The organism is Arthrobacter oryzae (assembly GCF_003634095.1).
In the GTDB taxonomy this organism is placed as follows: Bacteria; Actinomycetota; Actinomycetes; order Actinomycetales; family Micrococcaceae; genus Arthrobacter; species Arthrobacter oryzae.
Map to the genome: position 1 here is coordinate 331,594 of NZ_RBIR01000003.1, position 18,913 is coordinate 350,506.

Consider the following 18,913-nt stretch of genomic DNA (forward strand, 5'->3'; position numbering starts at 1 on the left):
CGGCAGGCTCCGGGGCCGGGCGGCCCGAAGGAGCCGCTGCCACGCTAGTCTTCAACTAGCCGTACCTGTCCGCTAACGCCCGGCCACACAGAAAACAGGCACCATGATCCCTTCCTTCGAGGACCGCGAAGCCGCCGGCGCTCCCGCCTACCTCCTGCGGGGCACCCTGCTCACGGACGGCGCTGTGACGCCCGACGCCGTCGTGGCGGTCCACGACGGCCGGATCGCTTACGCCGGACCCTGCAGCGGTTTTGACGCCGCCCGGTTCCCGGGATCGGAGGAGGTCCCGCTCCCGGCCGGAAGTTCACTGCTTCCCGGCCTTGTTGACCTCCACTGCCATGGCGCCGCGGGCGGTGGATTTCCGACCGGTGATGACCGGGCCTGCCGGGAGGCGGTGGACTTCCTGCACCGCAGCGGGACCACCAGCCTGCTGGCCAGTCTGGTCACCGCCCCGGGGGATGAGCTGCTGAGGTCCCTCGGCGTCCTCAAGGTCCTGGCCGCCGAGGGCCTGATCGCGGGCGTCCACTCCGAGGGGCCCTTCCTCTCCAGCGATCGGTGCGGGGCGCAGAATCCCCGTTGGCTCCGGGACCCGGATCCTGAACTGCTCCGGGATATGCTGGCGGCCGCCGGCGGGGCCCTGCAGACCATGACATACGCCCCCGAACTGCCGGGCTCGGACGAACTGCTCCGGATACTCACGGACCACGGCGTCACCCCGTCGCTGGGACACACCGACGCCGATGCCCGGCTGGCTGCCGCCTCACTGGCGGACGCAGCGGACCTCATTGGCAGGGCTGCAGCAGGCGGAGGATTCGGCGCGCAGGCCCGGCCCACGGTGACCCACCTGTTCAACGGCATGCCGCCGCTGCACCACCGGAATCCCGGACCCGTGGCCGCGTGCCTGCGGCTGGCGGCCGCGGGCACGGTGGTGGTCGAGCTCGTCGGCGACGGCGTCCACCTGGACCCGGGGACGGTCCGAATGGTGTTTGAACTGGTGGGGGCCGCGGGCATCGCGCTCGTGACGTACTCCATGGCGGCGACCGGGCTGCCCGACGGCGACTACCAGCTCGGCACCTCGGATGTGGTGGTGCACGACGGCGTGGCCACCCTAAGGAGCAACGGGGTCCTGGCCGGGGGCACGGCGACCCTGCTGGAGGTTGTCCGCACCACCATCGCGGCGGGCGTGAGTCCTGCCGACGCCGTCATGGCGGCGACCCTGGTCCCTGCCCGTGTGCTGGGCCTGGAAGCCGAGATCGGCGGCCTCCGGGCGGGCATGCGCGCGGACGTCGTCGCCGTCGACCCCGACTTCCAACTGGTGACGGTCCTGCGTGGGGGCCAGATTTTGGACGCGCCCGCGTGACCCCGGTTTGAGTGAGCCCCGAACTGTCGGCACCGAGGACGGATTAGGGGCCAGCCCCGGGTGAGCCCGGGGCTGGCCAAGGAATTACTCGCGGGTGATCGGGAGTTTGGTCGGCTTGGACTCAACCAGCGCCTGCTCCGGCAGCGGCGTACGGACTTCGAGGACGCCGTCCTTGTAACTGGCTTTGATGTCTTCCTCCTTGACATCCTGCGGCAGCGGCAGGGTGCGGAGGAATGAGCCGTAGCGGAACTCGGACCGGTAGCTGTCCTTGCCCTTCTCCTCTTTTTCTTCCTTGCGTTCGGCGCGGATTTGCAGGGCCCCGTCAACCACAGTGACGTCGATGTCCTTGTCCGGATCCAGCCCGGGCGCTTCCGCCCGGATGACAAGGGTGTTGCCCTCAACAAACTCCTCGACGCGGATCGGCATCGGCTGGTTTTCCTCCTGGAACATCCGGTCCAACACATCCATCAGGTCCGAAGGCCGGCGGAACAGATCAAACGGACTGGTGCGGTATCTGTCCGGCCAGCGATTGGAATGAAACGGTGACCACTTGTGCAATTCAGACATGACAGAACTTCCTGTGAGTTGCTCTTGGGTGCCCGAGGCGGGCTGATAGGTCCAGTAGACGCCCGCGGGCGCGGTCCGGGCAGGGACTAAAGACCCCCGGCGCGCTCATCGCGGACCCCGGTTCAGGTCGGCAGGACGGCCCACGCCGAATCCGCGAAGACCCGACTTTTAGCGCACCAACCGCGCCCTTTGCGAGGAAGATTCAGGCCTGCCGGGTTGTTGTTCTGTATGCAGCAGCAACTTCCGGAAAGGAGCCCGCCATGATTCGCATCGCTATCGTGCTCGGAAGCACCCGGCCCGGACGGCTCGGAAAGGCCGTCGCCGACTGGGTGGACTCCCGGGCAAAAGAGCGCGGCGATGCCACCTTTGACGTCCTCGACGTCGCCGACTTCGGTCTCCCGCTTCTCGACGAGCCGCTGCCACCGTCCTTCGGCCGGTACAGCCACCCGCACACCAAGGCCTGGTCTGATGCTGTCGCCGGATTCGACGGCTACATCTTCGTCACCGGCGAGTACAACCATTCGATCCCCGGGGCGCTGAAGAACGCCCTGGACTTCCTGTACAAGGAGTGGAACAACAAGGCCGCCGGGTTCGTGGGCTACGGAAGCAGCGGCGGAATCCGCGCCGTCGAGCATTTGCGGTCGGTGGCCGGCGAGCTACAGATGGCGGACGTCCGGGCCCAGGTGGTGCTGCCCTTTGCAACGGAGTTCGAGAACTACCGTGCCTTCATTCCGACAGCGTCCGCGGAGGCGAGTCTGCAGACCCTCTTTGACCAGGTGATCGCTTGGGCCGGGGCCCTTAAAACCCTCCGCCCGGAACGAGTCCACGGAAATGAGCCCGGCGTCGCTGCCTGACGCACTCCAGCATCCCTGAATCAGCCGGGGACGCTCAGGATGAATGCGGGACGCTCAGGCGGTGCTGTCCGCCCTCCGGCGCCGCCGACGGAGGGGCACAGCATCCCCGGCATGGGGTACGGGGGCGAGCGGGGCAGGTGGGGCCAGCGCAGCGGGCGGGGGTGGTTCCTGGCCCTGGCCGGAATCGGTGATCAAGACACGGACCTTGCCTCCGGCCGAGTCCCGCGCAGGGCCGCCCGCGGCGCTGCGCAGATAGTCAAGAGCCCCCTCTTCACTGAACCCGAAATCCCTCACCAGCGTCCGCAGGGCCAGGCCGGCCAGCACCCGGGAGAGCTGGGCCGAGGACAGATCTGCGCCGGCCCCCCAGTTGACGGCCAGTTGCTGGACCAAGCGCAGCGTACGGGACACCTGGCGGGCAAGGAGCGCCGTTGCGGTGATGTCGGCACTGGTGAACACATGCGGCCACGGCGCATACAGGTTCATGGCGGCACGAAAAACTTCTGCAGGAACCAACGGCACGGAGATAAGCGACCCGATTCCCTCGGCCGCGGCAGCGGCAGCATATCCGGGCCAGCGGCGTTCCAGGGCGGTGTCTCCCACGGACACGAATTCCCCGCTCCGGACCGCCATGCGGGCAGGCCCGTCGTCGAAGGAGCGCTGGGCCTCGTCCGCGGCTCGCGCGGGGGCGCCTCCGGCGGTCAGGGTTACCGGTTCCCCGGAGCCGAGAACGGTAATCGCCCAGCTGATTCCCCGGCGGGGACCGCCGACCCTGTCCACGAGCTCGCTCACGGCCTCGCTGAGGAAGGCGCCGATATCCGGATTATTGAAATGGGTTACCCAGAAAGCGGCGTGAAGATCCTGCCTTCTGTCTGTTGCAGTTCCCTGGTTCATGTTTCACGCTCAAGATCAAAGCATGCAGCTCACTGCTGAACCGATGAATTCAGCATACGTCCGCGCGGACACAGTTGCGGCGACCAATGTGCCGGCGCCGAATTTCCCTGCACGAGTGGCTCCGCGGCGGCCCAGGGCGATGTGCCGCCCTGGACCGCCTGCCCCGGCTTCAACACCAGTCGCGGAGGACCCTTCCGCCGTGGCACCACTATTTATACCCGCGTTCACCGGGCCACAAAAGAGCCGTTGTGCCCGTAGCGGATCGCCGGCAGAACACCGCAGTGACCGCCGCGGCCGCGAACTCCATAGCACCCTCCCGGCTGGTCCGGTTGACTCGCATTTGGGCCGGGAATACGCTTTCTACAGGCGCCCCGATGCAACCCCCAATGGCATCGGGGCGTTTCCATGCCTTCTTCCGTCACGTCTCGTGACCGGCGCGGCAACGTCCGGCGGGAGACCAGTTCCGGACGCCTGCGGCAAGGCGGATGGCCGTGGAACACTTCCACCGCATTTCACCCGCCGCGGATGAGGTTCCCCGCCGTGTCCAGGCAGACGATGAACATGGCCGACGACGCTCGGACCGACAGTCCCGCCGGGAGGAACTTCCAATGTTGAAACTCCACGCTGTCCCCCTAGCATTCATCGCACTTGGGACCACCGCCGCGCTGCTCACCGGATGCGGCCCTGCCGCTCCGCCCGCGGCCACTCCCAGTCAGACCATGACCGTCTCGAGTCCGCCTGCAAGCACGTCAGAGGTCTGCGCCGCCATCGATGCGCACGCCGCCGCCCTGGCAAATTTCAAGTCCACGCTGAAGCCGGATGCCACTATCGAGCAGGTACGTGCGGCCAAGGATCAGGTTACGAAGGCCTATGACGACCTCGTCAAGGCCGTCGGGAACCTGGCGCAGCAACGGGCGGACGCCGTTAAGGCGGCCGAGGCCAAGTTCAATGCCGCCGTCGCCGCGGTCCCTAACAACGCCACTTTGACGCAGGCAACTAATTCCCTCCGCGACGAAGCCGCGAGCGTCGAGGCCGCAATTGGTGATCTCAGGGCCGAAGTTAAATGCTAGGACGCTGACTTGTCCGGCGGGCCGCCGATCCTGCATTTGCCCGCGTCAGATGCACGAATGGTCGTAGTCGAACCCTGCCGACACGTACTGGGTGATGGTGACCTTCCCGCCCGCGGTCAGCGGCGGGTCAGAGCATTTGCGTTTCGCCAGGGCGAGTGTGTTCGCTCCGGCCAGCCAACTGGGCCGGGTGTACAGGTTGCTGGAAGCCGGCACTGCTCCCACAATTTGGGTCCACTGCGTTTTGCTGGAGTAAAGGCCAACTGGGGCCCCGATGCTCGCGAAGTAGGCAGCCATCCCCTCCAGATCGGCCCGGTTCGCCGCCGTGCTGGTTGACCAACTGTTGCCGGTCTCGACATCCAGCCACCACATATACGGGGCCGGGTTGCTTATCCCGCGGATGGTGGCGTCGTCATAAGCCTTGGCGTAGCCGTACATGTACGAGCAAGCCTCGTCGACCGATCCCGCGGTGCATTGGCCGTAGGGGTTGGCCACCGTGGTTCCCCCATAGCTGTTGCTCGTGGGCCACCACGAGCCGGCGGTTCCCGGGTTGGCGGTGTTGACATACAGCGCGACCAAGGGCTGGCCGGTCCCGCCCGTGGAGGTGCCCGCCCAGGACAGCTGCGTCGCCAGGCACGGATTGGTGGTGTTCGCCAGGCCCTTGTTCACGCCGACGATGCCGAAGCTCTGGCCTTTTGGCAGCGTCTTGCCGCATTGAGGCCACGACACGTCGTTGCCGGGTCCTGGAGCCACCGCTGCCTGGGCCGGCGTGCCGGCAAGCATCAGCAGGGCGCAGGCAGCTGCCGCCAGCAGCATCCGGGGACGAGAAGCAAAGGGTGTGCGGGGCATGGTCGGCCTTCCCGTCGGTGCTGCTGGACAGTTAGGACAGCTTGGCCGCCCCGGCTGGCGGGGTCAAGGCCTCGGACGGCGCGGCACTGAACTCACAGGGTTTATGAAGTCCGGGCCGCGCGCGTCTCGCGGGGCGGCGGGGCCAGCCTGACCGCAAGGGCCGCCGACGTCGGGATGGCCGGCAGCGACACAATTGCCACCTGCGGAACAACACACGGACAATGGTCCCCATGACAGCTGTGACCCTGTTGGCGTTTGCCGGACTGTGCCTGTTGCTCTCCGTTACCCCGGGACCGGATACCTTCCTGGTGCTGCGGATTTCGCTGCAGAGTGCCGGGGCCGGCATTGCCGCGGCGCTCGGCTCCGCCGTGGCGTCCCTGGTGTGGGCCGTTCTGGTCGGTGTGGGGCTTGCGGCCGTGCTGGAGGACTCCGCGGAAGTGTTCCGCTGGCTAAAGGTCGCAGGCGGACTGTACCTGCTGTATTTGGGGATCTCGTCGCTGATCCGGGCCCGCCGCTCAGCCGCACCTTCCGCCACCGCCGGGCACACCGCCGGCAGAAGGTACGGCCGCAGGGCAGGGTTTGGCGCCGGCGCGTTCTCAACCCTCCTCAACCCGAAGGTCGGCCTGTTCTACCTCGCCGTCGTCCCGCAATTCATCCCGCACGGCGGCAACACCTTGGAGACCTCCATGGTGCTGGGTGCCATCGAAAGCATCATCGGATTCCTCTATTTGGTGGCCGTGTCCATCGCCGCCGCGAAGGCCATGGCCTGGCTCCAGCGCCCCCGGGTGAGCAGCTGGCTCGAACGCGGCAGCAGTGGCATCATCGCCGCACTCGGCCTGGGTGTTTTGGCATCGAGCACCGGCTCATAGCGTCGGCCGCGGGCTCGGCAGCCCACTCAACGACGCGCGGTGGCGCGGCGGGGGCCGCCCTCTCCCCGGCGGCTGGATCGGTTCCCTGATCTTCGGCGGCGGCCCGGGCGACTTCTTCGATCGGCCGGCTGACAAATACCCTCCCGCCGTTTCCCGGTTTCGTCGTAACGTGTTCCGTATGGATAAGAGAGCCGAGAGGCTCAGGAGAGGCCACTGATGAATGCGGACCGATCCGAGGCGGGCAAGGCCCGGACGGAGAACCACCGTGTCAGTGCCGTGCTGGCAACCCAGCTAAGCGACCTCGCCCGGGAGCTGCAGCAGGAAAACGACGTCCACGCAGTCCTCTCCGGCATCGTACATGCCGCCCTGGACCTGATCCCGGGGGTTGCGAATGCTTCCATCAGCCTCGTGACGGGTCGAAAGAAAGTTGACTCCGAAGTCGCCTCGGGAGATCTGCCACGCCTGGTCGATGCCCTGCAGAACTCCACCGGCCAGGGTCCCTGCCTGGACGCGGCCTACCACGAGCGGGTGGTTCGTGTTCCCGATCTCAGCCGGGAGGACCGCTGGCCCGCTTTCTCCCGGGGCGCCGTGAAACTCGGGGCGCGGAGCATGCTCTCCATCCAGCTGTTCGTCGAAGGCGACCGGCTCGGCGCGCTGAACCTCTACGGAGCCGAAGCGAATGCCTTCACCGACGAGTCGGAACAGGTCGGATTGCTCGTCGCTGCGCACGCCGCCGTGGCTTTTGCCGACTCCCAGAAAATCAGCCAGCTCGGCGAAGCCCTGATATCCCGGCAGCTGATCGGGCAGGCGGAAGGCATCCTGATGGAGCGGTACAAGATCACCGCCGAGCAGGCCTTCCTCCTCCTCAGCCGCGTCAGTTCCAAGGCCAATATCAAGCTCCGGGACGTCGCCGAGCATCTCGCCAGCAGCGGAGAAATCGCCTCCCCGGGGCGCACCGCCGCCGACGGTTGAAAGTTCCCGGCCAGCGCCGCCACCGCCCGTGCTCCTCTTCCGGCGCGTTCAGTGCTTCTTGCGGGCCTCCTGCAGGTGACGGTCGAGCTTTTCCTCGGCTTCGCTCCGGCGGCTATGGCCTCCTGCCAGCGGCAGTGCCAGTATGTTGAAAATCAGGCTCGTGGAAGGCGCCCCCGGCTCCGGGCAGAAAGGATGCGCGGTCATGACCTACATCAGCGACTTCGGCGACGTGGGACCCGGCGACGTCGCCGCGGCGGGAGGCAAGGGCGTCGGGCTGGGCGGTCTCGTTCAGGCCGGGCTGCCGGTCCCTCCCGGATTTGTGCTCACCACCGCAGCCTATGCGGAATTCATGGAAGCCAATCACCTCGGTGCCGGCATTCATGAGCTGGCCGCCCTGTCACCGCTGGCAGCACCCCAGGACTACGAGGATGCGTCGAAGCGGATCCGCGCCCTGTTCACCCACGGAACCATGCCGGCCGCGATTGCGGCAGAACTCGCCGGCGCTTACGGGCTTCTCGGCAACGGGGATACGGCCGTGGCGGTGAGGTCCTCGGCCACCGCCGAGGACCTCACGTCGGCGAGCTTCGCCGGGCAGCAGGACACCTACCTCAATGTCCGCGGGACGGAGGCTCTCACCGCTGCCGTGACCAATTGCTGGGCTTCCCTGTGGACGGCACGCGCCATGGCCTACCGGGCCCGTGAAGGCATCGTCCCGGACGCGGTGCGCCTCGCCGTCGTGGTTCAGCAGATGGTCGACGCCGAAGCCGCCGGGGTCATGTTCACCGCCAATCCGGCCAACGGACGCCGCGACCAGATCGTGATCAGCGCGGCATGGGGCCTGGGCGAATCCGTGGTCAGCGGGACTGTCACCACTGATGACCTCGTAGTCGAAGCGGGTACGAGCCGGGTGCTGTCGAGGCGGACAGCCGACAAGGAGGTCATGACCGTCTACGCGGACCACGGCACCCGGGAACAGCCGGTGCCTGCGGGCCGCCGACGCCAGCGCGTACTGGACGACCAGGCGGCGGCCGAGCTGGCCCGCCACGGGAGCCGGATTGCGGAGCATTTCGGGGCGCCGCAGGACATCGAGTGGGCACGGGCCGGTGGCAAGTTCTTCATCCTGCAATCCCGGCCGATCACCGCGCTGCCTGAACCGACGGCAGATGCCCCGGATACGTGGACGGTGCCCTACCCGAAGGGGCTCTACTTCCGGGCGAGCATCGTGGAGCAGTTGCCCGATCCGCTCTCGCCGCTGTTCGCCGACCTCATCGACGGCTCGGTGTCCCGGTCTCTGCGGGCCTTGATGGCCGACGCAATCGGCAAGAACGCCATCCGCGAGAACGACGTGGGGCTGCCCACCGTCAACGGCTACGCCTATTACTACTACCGCACCTCGGCGATGTGGCGCATGACGGCCAAGTCCCTGACCGCGGTCCGCTCGCTGGCCCGCGGCAAGGCGCACATGGGAGTGGCCGGCTGGCGGGACTTTTCGCATCCGCGCTACGAGCAGGTGATCAAGGACTGGCAGGCCAGGCCAGTCCGGGAGCTCTCCGGAGCGGAACTCCTCGAAGGGGTCCAATCGCTGCTGGATGCCGGCACCGTGTATTACACGGCCGTGCAGTCCATCATTCCGCTCGCCGCAACCAGCGAAATCTCATTCCGGATGTATTACGACAGGTTGGTTCGGCGCACCGGCGACCCGGCTGCCCAGACGTTCCTCCTCGGCTACGACAGCGAACCCATCCGGGCGGAGAAGTCGCTGTACGACCTCGCGGCCTGGGCCCGTGACGTTCCGGGACTGGCCCGGATCATCCTCGATGAACCCACGGCGGCACTGGCTGAGTCGCAGCGCACCGGGATCCCGCCGGCCGGCATGGACCCGGCGCTGTGGCAGCAATGGCATCCCCGTTTCCAGGAGCACCTCGGCCGGTTCGGCCACGCGGTCTACAACCTGGACTTCATCACCCCTGTGCCAGCCGATGATCCGGCGCCGCTGCTCGAGACGGTGAAGTTTTACCTGCGCGGCCAGGGCAATGACCCGCACGAGCGCCAGCGGTTGTCGGCCGCCCAAAGGGAGGCTCAAACCAGCCGGACGATCGCCAGGCTTGGGCCCAACCGCAGGGCCGCATTCCTTCGGCTGCTCCGGTGGGCACAGCGTGCCGCGCCGATCCGCGAGGATGCGCTTGCCGACGTCGGCCTGGCCTGGCCGCTGCTGCGGCGGATGCTGTTCGAACTGGGACAGCGGCTGGTTGACTCCGGTGTCATCGCCGAGCCCGCGGACGTGTTCTGGCTGCGCCACCGGGAGCTGAGGAGCGCCGTCGAATTCGGCCTCGCCGGGCCGGGCGCTCCGGCGACGGTGGCAATCACCGGAGCAGACCGGCCCGTCCGCGCCGGCGCCGTCGAGGAGCGCAAGATGCTGTGGCGGGGCCAAGCCAAAGCCGCCGCCCCGCAGCTGCTCCCCGAGAACCGATGGATGGAGCGCGCCTTCGGGTCGATGATGCCCGCAGCCTCACAGGACCAGTCCGGCGACGTCATCAAAGGCGTCGGCGCCAGCTCCGGCCGGGTCACCGCACCGGCTCGCGTCCTGAACGGGCCGGGGGATTTCGACCGGATGGTGCCCGGAGACGTCTTGGTGGCCCGGATCACCACTCCGGCGTGGACCTCGCTGTTCGCGATGGCCTCCGCCGTGGTTACCGACGTCGGCGGCCCCTTGAGCCACAGCTCGATCGTGGCCCGGGAGTACGGCATTCCGGCCGTGCTCGGCACAGGCGTCGCCACCCAGCGGCTGACCAGCGGCCAGCGGATCCGGGTCGACGGCGACGCCGGCACCGTCACGATCGAACATCCCGCCGGTACGCAGCGTGCGTGACCGGACCCCTTCTGTTGCGCGACAGCGACCCTCGATAGACTTGAATTGCGCCGCAGAAGACGCAAAGTTCGTTTCGGGAAAGGCACGAACATGACCGACAACAGCGACTTCGAAGACACCCCGAATGAGGCAGGGTCGGCAAAGAAGCCAGAAGAACCGGACCTGCGGGGCCGTTACGTCGAAGGAGACTATGGCAAGGCCGGGGCGCAGGGCGGCCGCCATGCGGAGGACGAGGAAGGCCAATACATCGCAGGGGACTACGGTGCGGCCGGCAGCGAAGGCGGCCTGCCCGAGCCTCTCGGAGACAAGGCCGCGGAATCTGGACGCTACGTGAAGGCCGACTACGGCGAGGCCGGCTCGGCACCTGGCCGCACCGCAGAGTCTGAAATCGGCCGGTACTCCGAGGGCGACTACGGCGCCGACGGGACCGTGGGTCCGCTGCGGAAAGCAGCCGATCGGCCGGCGCCGCAGGATCCGGAGGATGGCAGCTGAGCGCACCCCGTGCCTAGTTCGGGCTGAGGTAAGGGCGCCGGCTTAGACGGGCAGGTGGAAACCTCCGTTTGAGTGCAGGAGCTGGCCATTGATCCAGCCGCCGCGCTCCGAGACCAGGAAGGACACCAGATTCGCCGCGTCCCGTTGCGTGCCAAGCCGGCCCAGCGCGGTCTCGCTGCTTAGGGCTTCCCGGAGTTCCGGACCGATCCAGCCGGTGTCGACCGGGCCCGGGTTGACCAGGTTTGCGGTGATGCCAAGGTGCCCAAGTTCGCCGGCGGCCGCGATCACGATTCGATCAAGCGCGCCCTTGCTGGCCCCGTAGGGAAGGTTGTGGGTTGTGTGGTCGCTCGTCAACGCCACGATCCGGCCCAGGCCAGGACCCGACGCGTACCGCTCTGCGAACGCTTTGATCAGTAGCCAGTTCGCGCGGGTGTTGATTGCGAAATGACGGTCAAAGCTCTCGATGGACGTGTCATGAATGCTGCTGTCGACGGACTGGGCATGGCTGGAGACGAGTGCCCGGATGGGCCCCAGCTGTTCCGTGACCGCCTGCACCAACGTCTCGGGAGCCAACGGGTCTGCCAGATCGGCATCGGCGGAGAAGGTTGTGGCCCCAAGCCGGTGCAGCTCAAGAGTGAACTCATCCACAAATCCATGGTCCGGGCCGTGGTTCGCGAAGGCGATGTCCCACCCCTCAGCGGCAAGCTGGCGGGCGATCTCGGTACCGATGGAGATGCGTCGGCCGACGCCGGTAATCAAGACGATGGGACGTTGCTTGGTCATTCGTTGATCCTAGGGCAGAAGCCGACGTTGACCGCGGTTCTGGGCCCTCCTGGCAGGTCTCCCGCGAAGATAAGCGACCGCCAGTTTCCCCTTGATCGGCGACACTCGCCGATATATCGTTAACTATCGCCGACAGATCGACGGTTACCAGACGAAAGCAACTGACATGGAAGGACGATGCCGCTATGAAAGGCATTCACGACGATAAAATCACAGTCGCCGGACCTGCGCTGGGGCGGTTTGGCCGGGGCAGGAGCCACCGCGGACCGCACGGACACGGCGGCTTCGGACCGGGCCGCGGGTTCGGGCCAGGCTTCGGCCCCGGCTTTGGACCAGGGTTTGGACCCGGCGGGTCACGGCGGGCCAGCAGGGGCGATGTTCGCTTGGCGATTCTCTCGCTCCTGGCCGAATCACCGTCCAACGGCTACGGGCTGATCAAGACCATTGCCGATAAGACGTCAGGAGCCTGGCGTCCGAGTCCGGGTTCCGTTTACCCGACCCTGCAGCAGCTCGTTGACGAAGAGCTCATCGCGCCGGTAGGGGACGGCCGGCGCACTGAATTCACGCTCACCGACGCGGGCAAGGCTTACGTGGCCGATCACGCAGAGGAGCTGGGGAACGCGTGGAACACCGAGCCTCAGGGATCGGGCCCGGCATTTCATGAGAGCGTGGGGAAGCTCATGGGAGTCATCCACCAATTCCGCTTCTCGGCCACCGAGGAACAACGCACGGCCGCCATGGAAAAAATCGACGAAACCCGCCGGGCTCTCTACCGCATCCTCGCCGATTAGCGCGGTTGTACCGGAGCCCCGCATCAGGCGCTCGAGAATTCGAAAGCCGGTGAGGGCCTTCCCGGCCGGAGCGATCAGTTTGAGGCGCCGGCGCCTGCGTCAACCCTGACGTTCCGGCCGGCCGCAAGGACCTGCAGTTCCCGAAGGATCTCCAGCTGTTGGTTGTTGATGGCGATGAGCAGGTCGATCTCCTCCTTGGACTGCAGGTTGGTGTCGTGATCGTGCTTGGCCATCGCCGCGGCAATCGCGTCCTGCCGCTTGGCCGCGATCAGAAGAATCGCCCCTTGCAGCCCGGCCAGCATTGAGAGGAAGAGATTCAACAGGATATACGGGTACGGATCCCAGGCATGGTTCGCCAATGCCAAGCTGTTGATTGCCGCCCACACGATCATGAAGGCGATGAACCCGCCGACGAACGGCCAGCTGCCCATCCCGTTCCGCATGACATCGGCGGCCCGTTGACCCCTCGTCAGGGATTCCTTGTGGCTTTCGTGCCAGGTCTTTTGCTTATCACTCATGCCCCACCCTAGCCCGGCGCTTGGGTCTGGAGAGCCCGGAACCCGCTAGGCCAGAAGCGGCGCAAACCCCTGCTGAAACGGTGGCACACAGGGATCCGCACTAGAATTGGCCGGTTCCTGCCCTGCGTGCCGGCCCCACAGACGCCCGGCCACCGACAGAAAGACCCCATGACCACCACTTCTGACCACGCCGTTCCGGCCCAGGTCGACCTGAAGCAGGGCGCCACCCCGAGCCGCAAACCGCTGGTCCGCTGGCTGCTGGCCAACCAGGTTGCGCCGGCCGGCCCCGAGGCCCAGGAAGACCACAAGCCCAACGCCTGGTGGAAAGTCATGTGCCTGACCGGCGTCGACTATTTCTCCACCCTGTCCTACCTCCCCGGCATCGCAGCCCTGGCCGCCGGCGCGCTCTCCCCGCTGGCCACACTGCTGATCGTGGCGCTGACCCTGCTGGGCATGCTCCCCATGTACCGCCGCGTCGCCCAGGAGAGCCCGCACGGACAGGGCTCGGTTGCCATGCTGGAGAAGCTGCTGCCGTTCTGGCGCGGCAAATTCTTCGTCCTGATTCTGCTCGGGTTCGTCGCGACGTCGTGGATCATCACCATCACCCTCTCCGGTGCCGATGCCACGGTGCACCTGCTGGAGAACCCGATGATCCCGCAGGGCCTGAAAGGCAGCGCCGTCATCATTACCGTGATCCTGCTGCTGATTCTGGGTGGGGTCTTCCTGCTCGGCTTCAACGAGGCCGTCGGCGTCGCCATCCCGCTCGTGGCCGTTTACCTGCTCCTGAACGCCGCCGTCGTCGCCGCCGGGTTTGCGCACGTCTTCTCCGACCCGTCCTTGATCGCGGGCTGGCAGGACCGGCTGCTTTCGAGTACAGGCGGCGGCCCGATGAGCCTCATTGGGCCTGCCGTCGTTGCCTTCCCGCTGCTGGTTTTGGGACTCTCCGGGTTTGAGACCGGCGTGTCCATGATGCCGCTGATCAAAGCGACCGGCGACACCCCCGCGGACGTCATGGCTTCCCGGGTCAAGAACACCCGCAAACTCCTCACGACGGCGGCTGCCATCATGAGCGTCTATCTGATGTCCACCAGCTTCCTCACCACCGTCATGATCCCGGCCAAGGAATTCCAGGACGGGGGACAGGCCAACGGCCGCGCATTGGCGTTCCTCGCCCACGACCTCTTCGGCGCCGGGTTCGGGACCGTCTACGACATTTCCAGCGCCCTGATCCTCTGGTTCGCCGGCGCCTCCGCCATGGCCGGGCTCATCAACATCGTCCCCCGCTACCTTCCGGCCTACGGCATGGCGCCCGAATGGGGCCGGGCGGTCCGCCCGGTCGTGATCGTCTACACCGTACTGAGCGTCGGGATCACGGTCGCCTTCAACGCGGACGTCAACGCCCAGGCCGGCGCCTACGCAACCGGCATCCTGGCCATGATGGTCTCCGGCGCGGTCGCCGTGACCGTCTCCGCGGTCCGCCGGCACAGCCGTGCAGGCACCCTCGGCTTCGGCGCCCTGACCCTGGTCCTGCTCTACGCCTTGGGTGCCAACGTCATCGAAAAGCCCGACGGCATTGCGATCTCGGCGTTCTTCATCGCCGGCATCATCGTCGTCTCGCTCATCTCCCGGGTGAAGCGCACGACCGAGCTGCGTCTGGAAACCATCGAGTTCGACGACGCCGCCAGGCAGTTCATTACCGACTCGATCGCGTTCGATGGGCAGTTGAACGTCATCGCCAACAAGCGACAGGCCGGGGACAAGGCAGAGTACGCCGACAAGGAGTACGAACAGCGCGGATTAAACCCGGTTCCGGGTCCGGCGGACGTCATCTTCCTGGAGGTGGAGATCTCCGACCCGTCCGCGTTCAGCCACGCGCTCCGGGTCGAAGGTGTCGAGGTGGACGGCTACCGGGCCCTGCGGGTGAAGTCCCCAGCGGTGCCGAACGCGATCGCCGCGGTCCTGCTGGCCCTGCGCGACTCGACCGGCACGAAGCCCCAGTGCTATTTCGAATGGGCTGAAGGCAACCCGGTCGGCCACCTCATGCGATACCTGTTCCTGGGCAAGGGCGACACGGCCCCGCTGGTGCGTGAAATCCTGCGCACGGTGGAGCCCGACCCGGCCCTCCGGCCGGCCATCCACGTCGGCTGACGACCGCCGGACAGGCAACGAACGGCGGTGGCCCCCCGGCCAACCGGGGGGCCACCGCAAGCGGTCCGTCAGAATTAGGGCTCGACGTGCAATTTCGCGGCAGTCTCCAGTTCGTCGGCCTGGCTCTTCGCGAGACGCCATTCCGCGGCCGTGTCGATGCGGCGGGTGAGGGCCCAGTAAATGACGGCTGAAACCGGCAGGCCGATGAACAGGGAGATATCAGCGCCGCCCATGGCCTCGGCCGCGGGACCGACGAAGAGCTTTCCGGCGGCGAAGAACGGAATCATGACCACAAAACCCACGAGGTACGCGGTGATTCCAGGCCAACCCCAGCGTCCGTAAATGCCGTTGGGGTGGAAGATCTCCGCGATGGCGTAATGGCCCTTGCGGACGATGAAGTAGTCGGTCAGGTTCACCGCGGTCCACGGGATGAAGAAGTACAGCACCAGGAGCAGGAAGTCGTTGAAGTTGGCGAGGAAGTCGGCGGAGGCGATGTTGGCGAAGACGAGCGAGATGGCCGCGGTGATCACGATCGTGACGATGCGGATCCGGACGGTGGGCCGGATCCGGCGCAGGCTGTCGATGGATGAGATCAGGGTCAGGGAGCCGCCATACATGTTCAGCGCCGTGACAGACACCAGTCCAAGGGCCGCAATAAACAACGCGATCGATCCGAAGCCCGGGAAGAGCTTGTCGGCAGTGTTCTGGATCGAGCTGATGGTATCGAAGCCCTCGCCGGCCGCCGCGGCGATGAAGGAGCCCAGGAACATGACCCAGATACCGCCCAGCGCGCTCCCCCAGAACGTCCACTTGAACGTCCCGCGGCCGGATTCCGGGGGGAGATAGCGGGAGTAGTCCGAGACGTAGATGGCCCAGGAAATTTGGTAGCCGGCCGCCACGCCAAGTTGGCCCAGGAACGGCACGAGGTGGAAGTCGGCCAGGTTGAAGGCGCCGCCGGGCAGCTCAAGGTGAGTGAGCACCGCCACCGTCAGAAGCGCCAGCATGATTATCGTCAGGTAGGTCAGATAGCGCTCAAAGCCGTGGATCAGGTCATAGCCAAAGAGCGCGACGGCCGCTGCGACAATCGTGATGATCCAGAACCAGAGCGTTTCGTTTCCGAGGTGAACGGATCCGGCCACGGCCTCGCCGGCCAGGACGGTGTTGAACACGTTGAATCCCGCGTACTGCAGGTAGGCAAACAGCCACACCAACAGGGCGCCCACGTACCCGAACTGCGGACGGGACTGGATCATCTGAGGCAACCCGAGCTGCGGACCCTGAGAAGAGTGCGCAGCCATGAACAGTGTGCCCACCAGGACGCCGACTGCGATCGCGATCAATGACCAGATCAGGTTCCCGCCGGTGGTGATGCTGATGAGCCCCACCGCGAGTGTGGCTATCTGGGCGTTGCTCATAAACCACAGCGGGCCTATGTGTGAGACCTTTCCATGCCGCTCATTGAGCGGAACATAGTCGATCGACCGGACTTCCAGTCCCCGGCCCGTCGCCGGACCCGTGGCTGTACTCATGACATGTCTCCTAGTAAGTGCGATGCTGCCGGCATCGGTGCGGGATCTAAGGCCGCAGCGCCGGAAACCGCGCCGGCCCTGAGAAGCATTGAAGCGAATCACGTGCAAATCGTGGACAAGAGTAAACTCGAACCGTGCCGTCCCCTGTGGGGGATGAAAGAAAGCGTGAACGTCTTTTCCCGGAATGTCTATAGCCTGCACAGGGTGCTTCTCGGCTCCGTTGCAGGCATCAGCGGATCTTTGCCCACACCGGCCGCCCGGCGGACGGAACTGGAGCGGGCGTTAAGATCCGGCCCCGCCGTCGATCGCCGCCCGTCACCGCCCGTTCAAAGGTAACCGCCCGTGTCCAGCCTTGCCGTTGCAGCCGTCCAGGCCCCTCCCCGCTTGATCGGTGAGCCATTCCCAGCGTTCGCAGACGAAGCAACCCGCGTCCTGGCGGAATACCCCGGAACGCAGCTGATGGTTTTTCCCGAGCTCCACCTCTTCGGCGACGGCGACCCGGACCGGCAGCGGTCCGAAGCGCTTCGGGAGGCCGCGCAGCCTCTGGACGGGCCGCTCGTTAGTGAGCTGAGGCAACTCGCGGGAGATCTCCGGCTGTGGCTGGTCCCCGGAAGCATCTGCGAACGCGGGCCAGACGGCCAGCTGTTCAACACCTCCCTGGTTCTCTCCCCGGAGGGCGCGCTGGCAGCCAGCTACCGCAAAATCTTCCCTTGGCGCCCGTTCGAACCCTATGACCCGGGCGACAAGTTTGTGACCGTGGACCTGCCAGGATTCGGCCGGGCCGGCCTGTCCATCTGCTATGACTCGTGGTTCCCCGAGGTCACCCGCCAACTTGCCTGGATGGGGGCCGACGTCATCATCAATGTCGTCAAGACCACCACCCCGGACCGGGCCCAGGAACTGGTCCTGGCCCGCGCCAATGCCATCTTCAACCAGGTGTTCATGGTCAGCGTGAACTGTGCCGGACCCACCGGACAGGGCCGCAGCATCATCGTCGACCCCGAGGGCGCGGTGCTGTCCGAAGCCCCGGACGACTCCCCCTGCGTACTAGCCGCACAGCTGGACATGGGACATCCGGGGCGGGTCCGTTCGGGCGGAACCGCGGGGCTGAACCGAATGTGGTCGCAGCTGCGGGCCGACGACGCCGCCATCGAGCTCCCCATCTATGGCGGCAGGATCACTCCCGCCACCTGGACGCCAGTCGCACACACCAAGAGCCAGCCGTAGCCCGGCCGCGTCCACCGGAAGACTGATAGGCGTAGGCTATCTATGCTTCAGCGCCGCACCACGGACGGATCCCGGGCTGCCCACGGGGACAATCCCACCGGCGTCGGAAGCCAACAAACCGGCGAAGGAGCTCGCGTGGACACCCGGAAGCTGAAGTATTTTCTGGCAGTTGTTGACCACGGCGGGTTCAGCCGCGCCGCTGAGCATCTGCTGATCGCCCAGCCCTCCCTGTCCCAGACCATAGCGGGTCTGGAAAAGGAGCTGGGCGTGCCGCTCTTTCACCGCATCGGGCGGCGCGCCGTGCTCAGCGAGGCGGGCAGGGAACTCGTCGGGCCGGCCAGGGTGGTCATGCGGGACCTTGATGCCGCGCAGTCCGCGGTGCAGGCGCTGCTCGGCGTGCGGAGCGGACGTCTGGACATCATCACCATGCCCTCCCCCGGCATAGAACCTCTGACTTCCATGATCGCCGAATACACGCAGGCACATCCTTCAGTGCGGCTCAACGTCAGTGCCGCGTTCACGCCCGAAGAGGTCATCGAATCAGTGCGCAGCGGCAGCACGGAGATCGGCCTAGCGGGATCGCCCACCCCCATCCGGGTCCCGGGCGTCCAGGTCCTGGAGCTGGAGCGTCAGCCGCTGATCCTCATCGTCAACCCCCGCGCCGATACGTTCGGCCCGGCATCAGGTATCCAGCGCGAGGACCTGGGCGGCCACCGCCTGATTGCCAGCCAGCGAGGGTCCCTGATGCGCTGGCTGGTCGACGACGCCCTGGCCCGCGGCGTCAACACGGAGATCGTGGTGGAGGTCGCGCACCGGACCTCCATCCTGCCGCTGGTCCTGGCCGGGGTCGGCCACGCCGTGATGCCCGCGTCCTGGGCACCGCTGGCGCACACGTCAGGGCTGCGGACCCTGCTGATCGAACCGGTGTCCCATCTGGACGTTGCCGTCCTGAGCCGGAAGGAAGACCTGACCCCTGCCGCCCGGGCATTCCTCAGCGTCGCGGAGCAGCATGCGGCGGCACGGGGGCCGCACAATCACGCTCGCGAGCCCGATCAATAGGCTGAACCTATTTCACGGATCGGATCTTGGTCTTGGACGCCGGGTAGTGCCGGACCGTCTACTTGAAG

The 18,913-nt window shown here is 66.5% G+C and carries 18 protein-coding genes; 11 read left to right on the forward strand and 7 right to left on the reverse strand.

Annotated features, from left to right (window positions below):
• Nucleotides 1–103 precede the first annotated feature (103 nt).
• Nucleotides 104–1,360: an N-acetylglucosamine-6-phosphate deacetylase gene (gene nagA, locus C8D78_RS09180; RefSeq protein ID WP_120952698.1), complete on the forward strand. Its 1,257-nt coding sequence runs from the start codon at nucleotides 104–106 to the stop codon at nucleotides 1,358–1,360.
• A gap of 84 nt (nucleotides 1,361–1,444) precedes the next feature.
• Here nagA and C8D78_RS09185 read toward each other — a convergent pair whose 3' ends face one another.
• Nucleotides 1,445–1,810 carry an Hsp20/alpha crystallin family protein gene (locus C8D78_RS09185; protein WP_341867114.1) on the reverse strand — a complete coding sequence of 122 codons (366 nt, stop codon included), beginning with the start codon at nucleotides 1,808–1,810 and terminating at the stop codon, nucleotides 1,445–1,447.
• 377 nt (nucleotides 1,811–2,187) lie between these two features.
• Between C8D78_RS09185 and C8D78_RS09190 the strand changes: the two genes are divergently transcribed.
• Nucleotides 2,188–2,781: an NADPH-dependent FMN reductase gene (locus C8D78_RS09190; RefSeq protein ID WP_120952704.1), complete on the forward strand. Its 594-nt coding sequence runs from the start codon at nucleotides 2,188–2,190 to the stop codon at nucleotides 2,779–2,781.
• Between the two features lie 54 nt (nucleotides 2,782–2,835).
• Here C8D78_RS09190 and C8D78_RS09195 read toward each other — a convergent pair whose 3' ends face one another.
• Nucleotides 2,836–3,672, reverse strand: coding sequence for a GAF domain-containing protein (locus C8D78_RS09195; RefSeq protein WP_120952707.1), 837 nt, complete (start codon nucleotides 3,670–3,672; stop codon nucleotides 2,836–2,838).
• A 719-nt stretch (nucleotides 3,673–4,391) separates the two neighbouring features.
• On the opposite strand from C8D78_RS09195, the gene C8D78_RS09200 reads away from it, so the two are divergent.
• Nucleotides 4,392–4,742, forward strand: a complete 351-nt coding sequence (locus tag C8D78_RS09200) for a hypothetical protein (protein WP_244208321.1) — start codon at nucleotides 4,392–4,394, stop codon at nucleotides 4,740–4,742.
• Nucleotides 4,743–4,787: 45 nt separating this feature from the next.
• On the opposite strand, the gene C8D78_RS09205 is transcribed toward C8D78_RS09200, so the two are convergent.
• On the reverse strand, nucleotides 4,788–5,588 hold the full coding sequence (locus tag C8D78_RS09205; protein ID WP_120952713.1) for a glycoside hydrolase family 25 domain-containing protein: 801 nt from the start codon (nucleotides 5,586–5,588) through the stop codon (nucleotides 4,788–4,790).
• Between the two features lie 230 nt (nucleotides 5,589–5,818).
• Between C8D78_RS09205 and C8D78_RS09210 the strand changes: the two genes are divergently transcribed.
• Both C8D78_RS09210 and C8D78_RS09215 read left to right on the forward strand, forming a co-directional pair.
• Entirely contained in the window at nucleotides 5,819–6,457 is a 639-nt protein-coding gene (locus C8D78_RS09210) for a LysE family translocator (protein ID WP_120952716.1), read from the forward strand.
• 216 nt (nucleotides 6,458–6,673) lie between these two features.
• On the forward strand, nucleotides 6,674–7,429 hold the full coding sequence (locus tag C8D78_RS09215) for a GAF and ANTAR domain-containing protein (RefSeq protein WP_120952719.1): 756 nt from the start codon (nucleotides 6,674–6,676) through the stop codon (nucleotides 7,427–7,429).
• Between the two features lie 48 nt (nucleotides 7,430–7,477).
• Here the strand turns inward: C8D78_RS09215 and C8D78_RS19685 are convergent, their stop codons facing one another.
• Nucleotides 7,478–7,633: a hypothetical protein gene (locus C8D78_RS19685; RefSeq protein ID WP_167467885.1), complete on the reverse strand. Its 156-nt coding sequence runs from the start codon at nucleotides 7,631–7,633 to the stop codon at nucleotides 7,478–7,480.
• On the opposite strand from C8D78_RS19685, the gene C8D78_RS09220 reads away from it, so the two are divergent.
• Both C8D78_RS09220 and C8D78_RS09225 read left to right on the forward strand, forming a co-directional pair.
• Nucleotides 7,632–10,298 (forward strand): PEP/pyruvate-binding domain-containing protein, encoded by a 2,667-nt coding sequence (locus tag C8D78_RS09220; RefSeq protein WP_120952722.1) that lies wholly within the window; start codon nucleotides 7,632–7,634, stop codon nucleotides 10,296–10,298. The two genes, C8D78_RS19685 and C8D78_RS09220, sit on opposite strands and share 2 nt — an antisense overlap.
• Before the next feature lie 90 nt (nucleotides 10,299–10,388).
• The gene (locus C8D78_RS09225) at nucleotides 10,389–10,790 is read left to right on the forward strand and encodes a hypothetical protein (RefSeq protein ID WP_120952725.1); all 402 of its coding nucleotides are present in this window, start codon (nucleotides 10,389–10,391) and stop codon (nucleotides 10,788–10,790) included.
• A gap of 42 nt (nucleotides 10,791–10,832) precedes the next feature.
• Here the strand turns inward: C8D78_RS09225 and C8D78_RS09230 are convergent, their stop codons facing one another.
• Complete coding sequence (locus C8D78_RS09230; RefSeq protein ID WP_120952728.1) at nucleotides 10,833–11,573, reverse strand: SDR family oxidoreductase; 741 nt, start codon at nucleotides 11,571–11,573, stop codon at nucleotides 10,833–10,835.
• 185 nt (nucleotides 11,574–11,758) lie between these two features.
• On the opposite strand from C8D78_RS09230, the gene C8D78_RS09235 reads away from it, so the two are divergent.
• Nucleotides 11,759–12,364: a PadR family transcriptional regulator gene (locus C8D78_RS09235; RefSeq protein WP_120952730.1), complete on the forward strand. Its 606-nt coding sequence runs from the start codon at nucleotides 11,759–11,761 to the stop codon at nucleotides 12,362–12,364.
• A gap of 74 nt (nucleotides 12,365–12,438) precedes the next feature.
• Here C8D78_RS09235 and C8D78_RS09240 read toward each other — a convergent pair whose 3' ends face one another.
• On the reverse strand, nucleotides 12,439–12,882 hold the full coding sequence (locus tag C8D78_RS09240) for a DUF1003 domain-containing protein (RefSeq protein ID WP_120952733.1): 444 nt from the start codon (nucleotides 12,880–12,882) through the stop codon (nucleotides 12,439–12,441).
• A gap of 168 nt (nucleotides 12,883–13,050) precedes the next feature.
• Here C8D78_RS09240 and C8D78_RS09245 point away from each other — a divergent pair, with 168 nt between their 5' ends.
• On the forward strand, nucleotides 13,051–15,030 hold the full coding sequence (locus C8D78_RS09245; protein ID WP_120952736.1) for an APC family permease: 1,980 nt from the start codon (nucleotides 13,051–13,053) through the stop codon (nucleotides 15,028–15,030).
• 74 nt (nucleotides 15,031–15,104) lie between these two features.
• On the opposite strand, the gene C8D78_RS09250 is transcribed toward C8D78_RS09245, so the two are convergent.
• Entirely contained in the window at nucleotides 15,105–16,559 is a 1,455-nt protein-coding gene (locus C8D78_RS09250; protein WP_120952739.1) for a purine-cytosine permease family protein, read from the reverse strand.
• Between the two features lie 342 nt (nucleotides 16,560–16,901).
• Between C8D78_RS09250 and C8D78_RS09255 the strand changes: the two genes are divergently transcribed.
• Both C8D78_RS09255 and C8D78_RS09260 read left to right on the forward strand, forming a co-directional pair.
• Complete coding sequence (locus C8D78_RS09255; protein WP_120952742.1) at nucleotides 16,902–17,786, forward strand: carbon-nitrogen hydrolase family protein; 885 nt, start codon at nucleotides 16,902–16,904, stop codon at nucleotides 17,784–17,786.
• 135 nt (nucleotides 17,787–17,921) lie between these two features.
• Complete coding sequence (locus C8D78_RS09260; protein ID WP_120952745.1) at nucleotides 17,922–18,845, forward strand: LysR family transcriptional regulator; 924 nt, start codon at nucleotides 17,922–17,924, stop codon at nucleotides 18,843–18,845.
• Nucleotides 18,846–18,913 lie beyond the last annotated feature (68 nt).

What these genes read in the sequence shown, in the direction of transcription:
- nagA (WP_120952698.1), top strand. Translation starts at nt 104, where the DNA reads ATGATCCCTTCCTTCGAGGACCGCGAAGCCGCCGGCGCTCCCGCCTAC.
- C8D78_RS09185 (WP_341867114.1), bottom strand. Translation starts at nt 1,810, where the DNA reads ATGTTCCAGGAGGAAAACCAGCCGATGCCGATCCGCGTCGAGGAGTTT.
- C8D78_RS09190 (WP_120952704.1), top strand. Translation starts at nt 2,188, where the DNA reads ATGATTCGCATCGCTATCGTGCTCGGAAGCACCCGGCCCGGACGGCTC.
- C8D78_RS09195 (WP_120952707.1), bottom strand. Translation starts at nt 3,672, where the DNA reads ATGAACCAGGGAACTGCAACAGACAGAAGGCAGGATCTTCACGCCGCT.
- C8D78_RS09200 (WP_244208321.1), top strand. Translation starts at nt 4,392, where the DNA reads ATGACCGTCTCGAGTCCGCCTGCAAGCACGTCAGAGGTCTGCGCCGCC.
- C8D78_RS09205 (WP_120952713.1), bottom strand. Translation starts at nt 5,588, where the DNA reads ATGCCCCGCACACCCTTTGCTTCTCGTCCCCGGATGCTGCTGGCGGCA.
- C8D78_RS09210 (WP_120952716.1), top strand. Translation starts at nt 5,819, where the DNA reads ATGACAGCTGTGACCCTGTTGGCGTTTGCCGGACTGTGCCTGTTGCTC.
- C8D78_RS09215 (WP_120952719.1), top strand. Translation starts at nt 6,674, where the DNA reads ATGAATGCGGACCGATCCGAGGCGGGCAAGGCCCGGACGGAGAACCAC.
- C8D78_RS09220 (WP_120952722.1), top strand. Translation starts at nt 7,632, where the DNA reads ATGACCTACATCAGCGACTTCGGCGACGTGGGACCCGGCGACGTCGCC.
- C8D78_RS19685 (WP_167467885.1), bottom strand. Translation starts at nt 7,633, where the DNA reads ATGACCGCGCATCCTTTCTGCCCGGAGCCGGGGGCGCCTTCCACGAGC.
- C8D78_RS09225 (WP_120952725.1), top strand. Translation starts at nt 10,389, where the DNA reads ATGACCGACAACAGCGACTTCGAAGACACCCCGAATGAGGCAGGGTCG.
- C8D78_RS09230 (WP_120952728.1), bottom strand. Translation starts at nt 11,573, where the DNA reads ATGACCAAGCAACGTCCCATCGTCTTGATTACCGGCGTCGGCCGACGC.
- C8D78_RS09235 (WP_120952730.1), top strand. Translation starts at nt 11,759, where the DNA reads ATGAAAGGCATTCACGACGATAAAATCACAGTCGCCGGACCTGCGCTG.
- C8D78_RS09240 (WP_120952733.1), bottom strand. Translation starts at nt 12,882, where the DNA reads ATGAGTGATAAGCAAAAGACCTGGCACGAAAGCCACAAGGAATCCCTG.
- C8D78_RS09245 (WP_120952736.1), top strand. Translation starts at nt 13,051, where the DNA reads ATGACCACCACTTCTGACCACGCCGTTCCGGCCCAGGTCGACCTGAAG.
- C8D78_RS09250 (WP_120952739.1), bottom strand. Translation starts at nt 16,559, where the DNA reads ATGAGTACAGCCACGGGTCCGGCGACGGGCCGGGGACTGGAAGTCCGG.